The organism is Halomonas sp. WWR20, assembly GCF_054602495.1.
The window spans coordinates 62,495-75,903 of record NZ_JBTRHR010000010.1; the positions used below are offsets into that span (position 1 = coordinate 62,495).

Below are 13,409 nucleotides of genomic sequence, written 5' to 3' on the forward strand. Positions count from 1 at the left end.
CAGGCACAAGCCTATGCCAGCGCGTGCCATGAGTCACATCCCACTGAACAGATCGGCCTGGCGGTGCGGTGGGCGAAAGGCGCCGCAGTTCAACCCCATCTCGGCGCGCTGCCCCATCCCCAGACGACGGCTGGCCTTGGCAAAACGCTGGGCGAGTAGCTCGGCGAACACGCCCTGACCACGCATGCGCTGGCCGAAGCGGCCATCATTGTCTTGGCCGTCCCGACACTGACGTATCAGGCTCATAACCTTGGCGGCGCGTTGCGGATAATGCGTATTCAGCCAGTCTTCGAATAGCGGTGCGACTTCGTGAGGTAGGCGCAGTAGAACCCAGCCCGCCGTTAGCGCGCCATGATCGTGCGCGGCCTCCAGCAGCCGCTCCAGCTCGTGGTCGTTCAAACCGGGAATCACGGGCGCTATCAGTGCCCCGACGGGAATGCCAGCGGTGCTGAGTTCGCGCATGGTCCGAAGACGTGACGCGGGAGAGGCGGTGCGTGGCTCAAGGGTACGCTTCAACTCGGTATCCAGGCTGGTCAGGCTGATGAAGACCCGCACCAGGCGGTGCTTGGCCATTTCCACGAGCAGGTCGCGATCGCGCAGGATCAGCGCACTCTTGGTGACCAGCGTTACCGGATGGCGGCACTCCAGCAAGCATTCGAGCACGGCGCGAGTGGTTCTACGCTCGGCTTCCAACGGCTGATAGCAGTCGGTATTGCCGGAGAGATTGATCGGTCGGCAGACATAACCGGGCTTGCAGAACTCTTCGCGCAGTCGCTCGACCAAGCCGGTACGGGCAATCAGCCGTGTCTCGAAATCGAGCCCCGGCGACATGTCCCAGTAGGCGTGGCTGGGCCTGGCATAGCAGTAGATGCAGCCGTGCTCGCAGCCGCGATAGGGATTCAGCGAACGGTCGAAGCCCAGATCCGGCGAAGTATTCCACGACAGGGCGCTTTTCGCGGCTTCCGTGATGATCTGGGTTGCCAGGCGTGTCGGAGCGTCTTCCTGCCACCAGCCGTCGTCGACGCTCACGCTGATCGTAGGTGCGAAGCGATTATGCGGATCGAAGGTGGCGCCACGGCCTTTGCGGGCCATAGAGGGATGGCAGATGCTCATGAGACAGCCTTTTGGATACTGTTTATATAAACAGTATAGGCATGGCCTCGCTGCCAGCGCAACGCAGCCAAGAGCCGCGACATTTGCATGCTCGGAACGGCCCTACGATGTCGAATACCGCGTCGATCTCATGGGGACAATGATCGGGTCGATGCAACGACGGCTCAGGGCGTTCCCATAGCTCGAGTACCGGGGGCTCGACACAACGAAGTTCCACGTGACGAGATGGCAAACATCAGACGCCACGGCTGGCGAGCGAGCCGCGGCGACTGACATGGCGGGGAGTTACAGCGACAGGAACAGTCCGGCCAGAGCAGCACTCATCAGGTTGGAGAGCGTGCCCGCTGCCACGGCCTTAAGGCCCAGACGGGCGATTTCGCTGCGCCGATTGGGGGCCATCAGCCCCAGACCGCCCATCAGAATGGCGATGGATGACAGATTGGCGAAGCCGCACAATGCGAACACCACGATGGCATGCGCGTGGGGGCTCAAGGCTTCCGGAGCCGCGGCGAGGTCGGCAAAGGCAACGAACTCGTTGAGCACCAGTTTTTCGCCGAGGAAGCTGCCGGCCTGGATAGCCTCATGCCAAGGGACGCCGATGAGGAAGGCCAGCGGGGAGAACACATAGCCGAGAATCAATTCCAGCGTCAGGTCCTCAAAGCCGAACAGACCGCCGGCCCAGCCAAGCAGGTTATTGAACAACGCGATTAGCGCGATGAAGGCCAGCAGCATACCGCCGACGTTGATCGCCAACTGGACGCCTGAGGCGGCACCGCTGGCGGCAGCCTCGATGACGTTGGTGGGGCGTTCCTCAATGGGCGTTTCGACGGCTTCCTGGACACGTTGGGCGTGAGGTTGCGTTTCCGGCACGATGATCTTTGCCATCAGCAACCCTCCCGGCGCGGCCATGAACGAGGCCGCGAGCAGATACTGCAGCGGAATGCCCATGGCCGCATAGCCGCCCAGCACGCTGCCGGCGACGGAGGCCAGACCACCGACCATGATCGCGAACAGCTCGGAGCGGGTCATGTTGGCAATGAACGGGCGCACCACCAGGGGAGCTTCGGTCTGACCGACGAAAATGTTGGCGGCGGCCGACAACGATTCGGTGCGGCTGGTGCCGAGCAACTTCTGCAAGCCTCCCCCGATCAGATTGATCACCCAGCGCATGATGCCGAGATAGTAAAGCACGGCGATCAGCGACGAAAAGAACACGATGATCGGAAGGACGCGCAGGGCAAAGACGAAACCGCCGCCCCCGAACACCTCGAACATGGTATCGCTGACCAGCCCCCCGAACATGAAGTTCATGCCGGCATTGGCGCTGTCGATGACAGACTGCACCCCATTACTCAAGGTCTGCAGGCTGGCTTGGCCGAACGGGATATACAGCACGAACAGTGCCAATCCCGCCTGGATGAGCAGGGCGCCGAGGACGGTACGCAGTCGGATGGCGCGGCGGTTTTCCGACAGGGCGAGGGCGAGGAGAAGCACGACGGCGATGCCGACCAGTCCCATGAGTGTTTGCTGCATAGGGGAGCCTAAGGATTGTGGGATGAACATGGCAGTCAACGCCATCGGATCTCGCGACAGCGAATCGATAAGGTTCCGTGCCGCTGGGCGGGCATGATAACGCAGGGCACGGGGGCAGATGCCAGTTTCTCGGCGGATTGGCAGGACAATCGTCGGCTCAAGCGGAACCGGGGATCTGGTCGGATACGCCTGTTATCATAAGGGCCTAGCGGGACGGGGCATTTTCCTGCAGCACCATCTCGACGCGCCGGTTGGCGGCTCGGCCTTCGGGCGTCCCGTCATCCGCCAGGGGGCGCGTGTCGGCATAGCCGATCGCGCGCAGGCGCTTCACCGGGATCCCCTGATCGTGTACATAGCGCAACACGGCACTCGCGCGTGCACCGGACAATTCCCAGTTGGAGGGAAAGCGCGGCGTGTGGATGGGAACGCTGTCGGAGTGGCCTTCCACCGATATCAGACCCGGAAAGCGCTCCAGAAGCGGAATCACGCCCCGTAGCACCTTGCGGCCGGAGTCGGTCAGCGTCGCCTGGCCGCTGTCGAAGAGCAGATGATCCTGTATCCGCAGGTTAAGCCCTTGCTCACTGCGCGAAACCGTGACGCCGTCGAGTTGAGGCAGCACGCCGGTATGATGCGGCTTCAAGCCGCGGGTCTCAGCCCCGGACGGGACGCTTTCCGAGGAGGCTTGCGCTGCTGAGGCCTGCGTGGTGGCCTCGCCGTTGCCCGACATGGCCAACAGCAGCACGAATAAGGTGATCAGCAATGTCAGGACATCGAGGTAGCTGACCAGCCAGCTTTCGCCATCGTCATCGCCGGAACTGGCGCCGCCGAGTAAATCGTCATGGTACGGGGGGTTAGTCACTGGTTCGGACTCCCATCGCGCCATCGTTGCGCTCGGGCGGCTGAACGTCGCGGATCTCGTCCTGATAGTTGGCCATGAACGAGTTCAGCGTCTCCTCGATGAACGAAGGCAGGCGGCGCTTGGAAAGCAGAGACACGCCCTCGAGCACCATGTTCATGGCGATCAGGCGCTCCTCGGTACGCCGCTCAAGCTTCACCGCGATGGGCTTGAATACCAGGTTGGCAAGCAGGATGCCATAGAAGGTGGTCAATAGCGCAACGGCCATGCGCGGACCGATGGCGGCCATGTCACCGGCTTCCATGACCTCGAGCATGTTGATCAAGCCCACCAGGGTGCCGAGCATGCCGAAGGCCGGTGCATAGGCGGCCATGGTACGGAAAATGTGCGCCTCGGCATGCTCGCGGGCCTTGAGTCGGGCAATGCGCCAGCGCAGCAGATCGAGAATCTCGCTCTCCTTGGTGTTGGCGATGACCAACTGGATACCGGTGCGCAGGAAGGGGTTGCGGGTGCCTTCCAATGCGCTCTCCACGGCGCGTACATCGCCCTTGAACCATAGGCGGGCCATGTCGACAAGCTCCTTGATGTCGTCTCGCGTATAGGAATTTTCACGGCGAAAGACAATGCCCACTAGCCGCACGACACGCACTACCTCGCGCAACGGATAACTGATGAACGTGGCGGCCAGCGTCCCGGTGAGGACGATCGCCAGGCCGGGAAGATTCAGGAAACTGTCGGGCGATTCGGCGGTGAACAGCAACACGGTGGCAAGCAGCAGGCAGCTGACCACCATGCCGATCACGGTGGAGGCGTTCATAGCGGGTCCTTTGTGAAAAAAATGATCACTCAATGACAAAGTCATCGGCTATTGGACCCGAAACTTGAACGCGTGGCGCTTAGCCAGCGGCGGCGGTGGGTTGGGCCAGACAACTGGGGTCGTCGCTGATCAGGCTGTCCACGCCCCACTGCCAAAGCCGCTGGGCGACCCTGGCGTCGTTGACGGTGTAACACAATAGCCGGGTACCGCTGGTCTTGATCTCGCGCGCCCGGGTTTCCTTCAGCTTGCGCCAGTCGACATGCAAGCTGAAGGCTGACAGCTGCTCCACTTCACGCTGCCAGTGGTCGGGGATGTATTTGTAAAGAATTCCCAGAGGCAGGCGGGCGGGGTCGGGCTCAACACTACGCGCCGCCAGCAGGGCGTCGTGATGGAAGGACGAAACGAGCAGCCGGGCGGGAGGCAGCGCCGCGAGCAGGGCAGGTAACGCCGCACTGGCCAAGGCGGCGGGGTCGTGGCCGCGGCTCACCTTGAGTTCAAGATTCAATCCCATGCCGAGCGCGTCGATAAGCGACAGCATCGCGTCTAAGGTGGCGATGCGCTCGCCACGATACCTTTTACCAAACCACCCCCCCACATCGAGGCGACACACCTGTTCATGCGTCAGCTTACGCAGCCTGCCGCGACCATCGGAGCAGCGTCGCACACCGGCATCATGCCAGACGACCGGCGTACCATCGCCAAGCAGTTGAACGTCGAGTTCCACCCAATGACAGCCGGCGTCAGACGCGGCACGCACCGCCGCCAGGGTGTTTTCGGGAGCGTGTGCCGACAGTCCTCGGTGCGCGATGGTGCGGGGCAGGTCAACGAGAGCAGCGTCGTTCATGGATAGTATCTCTGAGTGCTGTGACGGAGCCTGAACTTCGACAAATTCCGCCGGCGCGTCAAGTGCTTCCGAACGTGTCGAGTGTCGATCACCGCAACGCTCCATGGGAGAGGTAGCGGGAACGGCGATATGCTAGGCTTCTGCGCCCATCAAGAACGGTAAAAAGTGGAGAGCCAATGAAAGTCGTGCATATCAAAAACGAGCAGCAACGCGACGCTTGTCTCGCACGGCTGTGTGCCGAAGTTTACGGCTACGAGGCGGGCATCGCCCCGCTGACGACCTTTGCCGGGACACTGGGCGTGCTGTTCGAACAGGAGGCCGCCCGCGTGCTGGCGCTTGTCGATGACGCCTCGCGTCCGGTCGCCCTGGCCCTGCTGGTGCTCGATGAGCGGGGTAGCAGCATGGAGATGGCATTGCTCTCGGCGCTGGATAATAGCCAAGTGACGAGACCTGCCGAGCGTCTGGTAAAGGAGTTGGCGAGCAAGGCGCCGTTGCGCGTCAATGCCATCGATGCGGAACAGGAAGCGATGTTTCGCGCATGCGGGATCGAGCGCTGGTTCGCGGGACGCGAAGGCGAGCGTGTCGGACTGGGGCCCAAACATCCCGCCACCGGGCCGAACGATCTGCCCGGCACCATGCGTTTTGACGAGCGTGCTGTCATTCAGTCATTCAAGCAGGACGAGAAAATTTTCGAGGGCTACAAGAAGCGCTTCATTCGCGGGCTGGAGTCCTTCCCGGCGGTGCTCTGACACGGCCTGCACGGCGCAGATCTGGCGCTGACGGCAGGGCGCTTGTATGGTGAAACGGTCAAATTAGCCGAATAAGGAATGTCCGCTATGGCCAAGCGTATCCAGTTGTCCCGCACCGGCGGGCCGGAAGTGCTCGAATATGTCGAGATGACGCCCACCGATCCGCAGGCCGGTGAGGTGCGTATCCGAAATCATGCCGTGGGCCTGAATTTCATCGACATCTATGTGCGTACGGGGCTGTACCCGACCCCCGAGCTGCCGTCGGGCCTGGGCACCGAAGGCGCCGGTGTGGTGGAGGCGGTCGGCGAAGGCGTGACGCATGTCAAGGAGGGCGATCGTGTCGCCTACGCTCAGGGGCCGCTCGGCGCCTACGCTGAATTGCACGTGCTGCCGGCGGAGAAGGTCGTGAAGCTGCCCGACGCCATCGAGTTCGAAACGGCGGCGGCCTGCATGCTCAAAGGGCTGACGGTGCAATACCTGCTGCGCCAGACCTACCGGCTGCAGGGGGGCGAGACGATTCTGTTTCACGCCGCCGCGGGCGGAGTGGGCTCGATCGCCTGCCAGTGGGCCAAGGCGTTGGGCGTCAAGGTCATCGGCACCGTAGGCTCGCCGGAGAAGGCCGAGCTGGCCAAGAAGAACGGCGCCTGGGCAACCATCGACTATACCCAGGAGAACGTTGCCGAACGGGTGCGTGAACTGACTCACGGCGAAATGGTGCCGGTGGTCTACGACTCGGTGGGCAAGGATACCTGGGAAATCTCGCTGAACTGTCTGCAAAAGCGTGGGCTGATGGTCAGCTTCGGTAATGCTTCCGGCCCGGTGGAAGGCGTCAATCTGGCGATTCTCAACCAGAAGGGCTCGCTGTACGTGACGCGTCCCAGCCTCAATGGCTATGCCGACACGCGCGAGCGTTTCGAGCAGATGTGTGGCGAATTGTTCGAAGTGCTCGAGAGCGGCAAGGTCAAGATCGACGTTGCCCAGCGTTATCCGCTGGAGAAGGCTGGCGAGGCTCAGCAGGCACTGGCGTCGCGCAAGACCACCGGCTCGACCATTCTATTGCCCTGAGCGAGCCGAGCGGATGCCGGAATCCATATTGCCACTCTCGGCGCAGACCGCTGCGAATACGCGGACAAGCGCGTGGCGTGGGTATGTGCGTGCCGCCGCGCTGCTGCTGGGGTTGGGGGGCGTCGGTTTGCTGGCAGGTTGTGCGGGCACCTCGTCTTCCGGTCCGTCGGCCGACACGCTCACGATCCCCGTTCAGAAGGGCCAGGCGAGCTATTATGGCGACGCTCACAGGGGCAAGCGTACCGCGAGTGGCGAACGTTACGATCCCGGGGCGATGACAGCGGCGCATCGCGAGCTGCCTTTCGGCACCCGCGTACGGGTCATCAACCTCGCCAACGGTCGGAAAGTCTCGGTGCGCATCAATGATCGCGGGCCCTTCAAGCGGGGCCGTATCATCGACCTCTCCTACGCGGCGGCCGAGCGGCTGGGCATGATTCGCAGCGGCGTCGTACCGGTGACCGTGCGGGTCGAGAACTGACACCGGCGCCTACCCGGTCAGTCTGAAAACGCAATGCCCCGACCAGACGGCCGGGGCATCGGCGTTGGCGCGCCACGCTCAGGCGACGTTATGCCAGACGACCTTGTCCTTATGGGTGGCGAAGGCGTCGAAGGGAAAATCGTCGACGCTGAGCATCTCGAGCACTTCCTTCTCGTAGCGGCGCATGAACGCAGCCTCGTCTTCGCTGATCAACCCGGCAGCGAGCGCGGCTTCGATACGCTGTTCGGGATGCAGTGCCTCGGCCGGCAGCGAACCCGTGGCGTATGCCTTGGTAACCGCCCGATAGATCGGTTCGGCTCGATCATATTCGGCGAGCAGGGCGTTATAACGGGCCAGGGGATTCTCCCGTTGCTCATCGTCCAGGGTGTCCCAGGTATTGGCCGTCAGTTTACGACGCAATGCGCTATCGGTAGATACCGCCCTGGCGATCTCGCGAGTCAGGCTGTCTGCCGGTTTCTTCCAGCGCCGTCCCAGCGGCATGACGATCACCGCCAGCGTGCCGCCCAAGGCGCGATTGGGCAGGTTGTCGAGGAATTCGATCAGCGCCTGCTCGGCGCGGAACAGCAGCATCCGGCAGCTGTAATGCAGCAGGGCAGCTTCGTGCTCGACGTTGTTGCCCACATGCCACTGCTTGAGCACCATCGAGACCAAGTAGAGATTGGAGAGTACATCGCCGAGACGCGCCGAGAGCATTTCGCGTTTCTTGAGTCCCGAACCGACGCTGGCCATGGCGGCATCGGCACACAGGCCGAACGCCGCGGAGAGGCGTGCCACATCCTGGGCATACGGCGCGGCAACCTTGTCGAAGGGGACCTTGGGCCGGGCGGCGCCCAGTCCCTGCACGAAGGCCCGCGCGGCATTGCCGAAGATCAGCCCGGCATGGGCAAAGAACGCCTTGTCGAACGCCTCGATGTCGTTGGCTTGTTTGGCGGCGAGCTCTTCGAGCACGTAGGGGTGACAGCGAATCGCTCCCTGGCCGAAGATCATCAGATTGCGGGTCATGATATTGGCGCCTTCCACCGTGATCGACACCGGCACCGCGCTCCAGGCCAGACCCAGATAGTTGCGTGCCCCCAGGGTGACGGCACGTCCGCCGTGGACGTCCATGGCATCGGCGACGATGCTGCGCTGGAACTCGGTCAACTGGCTCTTGAGAATCGCCGAGGGTACCGCGGGCTTCTCGCCATGATCGATCAGGTTGGCGGTCTGCATCACCGTGGCCTGGGCGATGTAGGCGTGCGCGGTAAGTCGCGCCAGGGGCTCCTGCACGCCCTCCATGTCGGCTACCGGCATGTTGAACTGGCGGCGGATGCGAGTGAAGCCGCCGGCCCAGCCAATGGCGTAGCGACCCAAGCCCGAAGCGCCGGAGGGCAGGGTGATGCAACGGCCCACCGACAGGCACTCGACCAGCATCCGCCAGCCCTGGCCGGCCATTTCCGGCCCGCCGATCAGATAGTCGAGCGGAATGAACACATCCTTGCCAACGATGGGCCCGTTCATGAACGGACTGCCGAGGGGATGATGGCGTCGGCCGATCTCCATGCCCTGAGTGTCCCGGGGGATCAGCGCGCAGGTAATGCCGCGATCGGTTTCCTCGCCCAACAACTTATCGGGGTCGAACATGCGAAAGGCCAGGCCGATCACGGTGGCGATGGGGGCCAGAGTGATCCAGCGCTTCTCGAAGGTCAGCTTGAGGCCGAGCACTTCTTCACCGTTGTACATGCCCCGACAGACGATGCCGACATCGGGCAAAGAGGTGGCGTCGCTGCCGGCGCGCGGGCCGGTCAGGCCGAAGCAGGGAATCTCTCGTCCGTCAGCCAGACGCGGCAGATAGTAATCCTTCTGTTCCTGGGTACCATACTTGAGCAGCAATTCGCCCGGCCCCAGCGAGTTGGGCACGCCGACCGACACCATCAGCGTCTCGTTGATGGCGAGTTTCTGCAGAATGGCCGACTGCGCTTTAGCCGAGAATCCCAGCCCGCCGTACTGCTTGGGAATGATCATGCCGAAGAAGCCCTCCTTCTTCAGATATTCCCATAGCGCTTCGGGCAGGTCGGCACGCTCGCGAGCGACTTCCCAGCCATTGCTGCACATACTGGCAGCCACCGAGCACTGATGCTCGACGAAGGCGCGCTCTTCCTCGCTGAGCCCGTCATCGCGGTAGTCGAGCAGGCGCTGCCACTGGGGATTGCCGGAAAAGAGTTCGCCGTCCCAGGAAACGCTGCCGGCTTCCAACGCAGAGCGTTCGGTCTCGGAGACCTTGGGGGCCGCCTTGTCGAAAAGGGTATAAACGCGCGGTGTCAGCCAGCGGCGGCGCAGCCCGGGCAGGCCGGCGGCGGCGACCACACCCGCTCCGATCAACAGCAGGATGCCGACCAGCGGGGCACCGAACAGCACGCCGATCACACCGGCCACGCTCAGCACGCCGATCGCCGACACGGCACCGGCTTCGCGGCGCATCACTTCCAACAGGCCGATGACCACCAGCACAAGCAGTATAAATTGCAGCATTAGGCTCTCCCGACAATCCAGTCTGTATTCGAACAGCTGTTTGAATACCTAGCCTAGTGTATAAGACGTCACCTGACCAGCCGGAAGGCGGACATCCTGTAACAAAAAAGCCCCGCAGAGCGGGGCAGGTCGGGACAATCAAAAAAGAAGCTCTCAGGCTTTCGGCGGGGTGCGTGCCGGCGCCTCTCCGGCCACGTAATAGGGGACCTCGGCCTTGGGCAGTGGCGCCTGGCCGCGGACCTTGTCGGCCATCTTCTCGGCAATCATGATCGTCGGGGCGTTGAGGTTGCCGGTAGTGATCACCGGCATGATCGAGGCATCGATCACCCGCAACCCCTCGAGACCGTGAACGCGCCCGGCGTCATCGACCACCGCCATGTCGTCATAACCCATCTTGCAACTGCCGCTGGGGTGATAAGCCGTCTCGGCATGTTGCCTGACGAATTCATCGAGTTCGGCGTCGGTCTGTACGTTCGGTCCCGGCGAGATTTCGCGGCCGCGATACGGGTCCATAGCCGGCTGGGCGATGATCTCGCGGGTGATGCGGATGGCATCGCGAAATTCCTGCCAGTCCTTCTCTTCGGACATGTAATTGAACAGGATGCTCGGCGCGGCGTTGGGATCCCGCGAGGTCAGACGGATACGACCGCGGCTCATCGAGCGCATCGAACCGACATGCGCTTGAAAGCCGTGCGCTTGTACTGCGCTCTTGCCGTTGTAGCTGATGGCGATCGGCAGGAAGTGGTACTGCAGGTTGGGCCACTCCTCGTCGTCACTAGTGCGGATAAAACCGGCGGCCTCGAACTGGTTGCTGGCACCGATGCCGGTACCGTTGAACAACCATTCAGCGCCGATCTTGGGCTGGTTCCACCATTTGAGCGCCGGGTACAGCGAGATCGGCTTCGTGCATTCGTACTGGATATACATCTCCAGGTGATCCTGCAGATTTTCGCCGACTCCCGGCAGGTCGTGGACCACGGGGATGTCGAACTCCCTGAGATGCTCGGGGTTGCCCACGCCGGAGCGCTGCAGAATCTGGGGTGAGGCGATGGCCCCGGCACACAGCAGGACTTCGCGACGCGCGCGAACTTCCTGAGCCTGACCCTTGCGGGCGTAAGCCACACCTACGGCACGCTTGCCCTCGAAGAGGATGCGGTCGGTCATGGCGTGAGTTTCGATGGTCAGGTTGGGGCGATCCTTGGCCTGATCCAAGTAGCCGCGCGCGGTGGAGGCTCGCCGTCCGCCCGGCGTGGTGGTGCGATCCATCGGTCCGAAGCCTTCCTGCTGATAGCCGTTGACGTCCTCGGTTTCGGGATAGCCGGCCTCGATCCCGGCGCGGATGAAGGCGCCGTAGAGCTCGTTGTTGCCCTCCTTGGGCGTGGTCACCGACACCGGGCCGTCGCCGCCGTGGTAGGCGTTGGGGCCGATGTCGCGGGTCTCCGCCTTCTTGAAGTAGGGCAGGCACTCGAGGTAGTTCCAGTCCTCGAGTCCCGGCGCCGCGGCCCACCGATCGTAGTCCAGCGCATTGCCGCGCAGATAGCACATGCCGTTGATCAATGACGACCCGCCCAACCCCTTGCCGCGCCCGCACTCCATGCGGCGGTGGTTCATGTAGGGTTCGGGGTCGGTCTCGAAGGCCCAGTTGTAGCGCTTGCCCTGCAGTGGGTAGGCGAGTGCCGCCGGCATCTGGGTACGGAAATCAAAGCGGTAGTCGGGCCCGCCGGCTTCCAGCAGCAGTACGCTGACATCGGCATCCTCGGTCAGCCGCGTGGCGAGCACGTTGCCGGCCGAGCCGGCGCCGATAATGATGTAGTCGTATTCACGAGCCTGTGCCATACCAAGGCCCTCCTATTGATATTCATGGAGCGGATACTGCGGAGAGGAGCAGCCGGACAGTCCCGGCTGCCGTCGCTTAGAAAACGGCTGGGAAGGGGCCCATCTCGACCTGCACCGACTTGATCTGCGTATAGTGATCGAGCGTCGACAGACCGTTCTCGCGGCCGACGCCGGATTGCTTGTAACCTCCGACGGGCATCTGCGCCGGGGAGTCGCCCCAGGTATTGATCCAGCAGATACCGGCCTCGAGGCGCTGAATGACCCGGTGCGCGCGGTTAAGCCCCTCGGTGAACACGCCAGCGGCCAGGCCGTAATGGGTGTCGTTGGCGCGGGCGATGACTTCTTCTTCATCATCGAAGGCAAGAATGGTCATGACCGGGCCGAAGATCTCCTCGCGGGCGATGCGCATGTCGTCGGTGCAGTCGGTGAACACCGTGGCCGAGGCCCAGGCGCCTTTACCATAGTCGTAACCGGAACCGCCGCCTTGCGTCATTCGCGAGCCGCCCACCAGTAGGCGCGCACCGTCCTGCTGACCGATTTCCAGGTAGGAGAGCACCTTCTCGAGATGCTCGAAACTGACCAGCGGGCCGAAATTGACTGAGGGGTCGAGCGGGTCGCCGCTCTTGATACGGTTGACGCGTTCGACGATCTTGGCCTCGAAGGCTTTCTTCACCGAGCGCTGTACGAAGACACGGGTGCCATTGGTGCAGACCTGACCGCTGGAGTAGAAGTTGCCCATCATCGCGGCGTCTGCGGCGCGGTCGAGATCGGCGTCGTCGAAGACGATCATCGGCGACTTGCCACCGAGTTCCATGGTGACATCCTTGAGCGTCGACGCGGCGGCGGCGGACATGACCTTCTTGCCGGTACCCACCTCGCCGGTGAAGGAGATCTTGTCGATATCGTCATGCTCGGTGAGCATCGCGCCCACGCGACCGTCGCCCTGGACCACGTTGAATACGCCATCGGGCAGACCGGCCTGGGTAAATATTTCGGCCAGCTTGATAGCGGAGAGCGGCGTCACCTCGCTGGGCTTGAAGACGACGGCATTGCCGGCGGCCAACGCCGGCGCGGCTTTCCAGCAGGCGATCTGGATCGGATAGTTCCAGGCGCCGATGGCGCCCACTACGCCTAGTGCTTCGCGACGCGTATAGACGAAGGACGTCTCGCGCAGCGGAATCTGCGTACCTTCAATGGCCGGCGCCAGACCGGCAAAATATTCCAGGGAGTCGGCGCCGGTGACGATATCCACCGCGCTGGTTTCACTGATCGGCTTGCCGGTATCCAGCGTTTCCAGGTGTGCCAGCGCGTCATTTTTTTCACGAAGCAGGGCGACGGCACGGTTGAGTATCCGGGCACGCTGCATGCCATCCATGGCGGCCCAGACTTTCTGTCCTTCGCGAGCGCTGGCGACCGCCTTGTCGACATCGGCCTGGGAGGCCTGTTGTACGCTGGCAAGCACCTCGCCATTGGCTGGGTTGAGGGTGTCGAACGTCTCGCCGGATGTGGCATCCACCCGGTGGCCGCCGATATAGAGTTGCTGGGTTTCGAATGTGGCCATGGAGAGCCTCCTGCGAAATTGGCGT

The 13,409-nt window shown here is 62.8% G+C and carries 11 protein-coding genes; 3 read left to right on the top strand and 8 right to left on the bottom strand.

Features of this window, described 5'->3' with window-relative positions; translation table 11 throughout:
- Positions 1 to 33: 33 nt before the first annotated feature.
- The 5 genes from ACW4DH_RS16475 to ACW4DH_RS16495 form a co-directional block, all read right to left on the bottom strand.
- Entirely contained in the window at positions 34 to 1,113 is a 1,080-nt protein-coding gene (locus ACW4DH_RS16475; protein WP_459637497.1) for a PA0069 family radical SAM protein, read from the bottom strand.
- Between the two features lie 285 nt (positions 1,114 to 1,398).
- Positions 1,399 to 2,646, bottom strand: coding sequence for a NupC/NupG family nucleoside CNT transporter (locus tag ACW4DH_RS16480; protein WP_459637498.1), 1,248 nt, complete (start codon positions 2,644 to 2,646; stop codon positions 1,399 to 1,401).
- 205 nt (positions 2,647 to 2,851) lie between these two features.
- Positions 2,852 to 3,505, bottom strand: a complete 654-nt coding sequence (locus ACW4DH_RS16485) for an OmpA/MotB family protein (protein ID WP_459637499.1) — start codon at positions 3,503 to 3,505, stop codon at positions 2,852 to 2,854.
- Positions 3,498 to 4,319, bottom strand: coding sequence for a motility protein A (locus ACW4DH_RS16490; RefSeq protein ID WP_459637500.1), 822 nt, complete (start codon positions 4,317 to 4,319; stop codon positions 3,498 to 3,500). Before ACW4DH_RS16490 ends, ACW4DH_RS16485 begins: the two co-directional genes overlap by 8 nt.
- Positions 4,320 to 4,398: 79 nt before the next feature.
- Positions 4,399 to 5,163, bottom strand: coding sequence for a glycerophosphodiester phosphodiesterase family protein (locus ACW4DH_RS16495; RefSeq protein ID WP_459637501.1), 765 nt, complete (start codon positions 5,161 to 5,163; stop codon positions 4,399 to 4,401).
- A gap of 176 nt (positions 5,164 to 5,339) precedes the next feature.
- Here ACW4DH_RS16495 and ACW4DH_RS16500 point away from each other — a divergent pair, with 176 nt between their 5' ends.
- The 3 genes from ACW4DH_RS16500 (at position 5,340) to ACW4DH_RS16510 (ending at position 7,455) form a co-directional block, all read left to right on the top strand.
- Positions 5,340 to 5,912, top strand: a complete 573-nt coding sequence (locus ACW4DH_RS16500) for a hypothetical protein (RefSeq protein ID WP_459637502.1) — start codon at positions 5,340 to 5,342, stop codon at positions 5,910 to 5,912.
- 87 nt (positions 5,913 to 5,999) lie between these two features.
- Entirely contained in the window at positions 6,000 to 6,977 is a 978-nt protein-coding gene (locus ACW4DH_RS16505; RefSeq protein ID WP_459637503.1) for an NADPH:quinone reductase, read from the top strand.
- A 13-nt stretch (positions 6,978 to 6,990) separates the two neighbouring features.
- Positions 6,991 to 7,455: a septal ring lytic transglycosylase RlpA family protein gene (locus ACW4DH_RS16510; RefSeq protein ID WP_459637504.1), complete on the top strand. Its 465-nt coding sequence runs from the start codon at positions 6,991 to 6,993 to the stop codon at positions 7,453 to 7,455.
- Between the two features lie 78 nt (positions 7,456 to 7,533).
- Here ACW4DH_RS16510 and ACW4DH_RS16515 read toward each other — a convergent pair whose 3' ends face one another.
- The 3 genes from ACW4DH_RS16515 to betB all read right to left on the bottom strand — a co-directional run bounded on the left by ACW4DH_RS16515 (position 7,534) and on the right by betB (position 13,384).
- Entirely contained in the window at positions 7,534 to 9,987 is a 2,454-nt protein-coding gene (locus ACW4DH_RS16515) for an acyl-CoA dehydrogenase (protein WP_459637505.1), read from the bottom strand.
- 153 nt (positions 9,988 to 10,140) lie between these two features.
- Complete coding sequence (betA, locus tag ACW4DH_RS16520; protein ID WP_459637506.1) at positions 10,141 to 11,823, bottom strand: choline dehydrogenase; 1,683 nt, start codon at positions 11,821 to 11,823, stop codon at positions 10,141 to 10,143.
- Positions 11,824 to 11,899: 76 nt separating this feature from the next.
- Positions 11,900 to 13,384 carry a betaine-aldehyde dehydrogenase gene (betB, locus tag ACW4DH_RS16525; RefSeq protein WP_459637507.1) on the bottom strand — a complete coding sequence of 495 codons (1,485 nt, stop codon included), beginning with the start codon at positions 13,382 to 13,384 and terminating at the stop codon, positions 11,900 to 11,902.
- Positions 13,385 to 13,409: the final 25 nt, after the last annotated feature.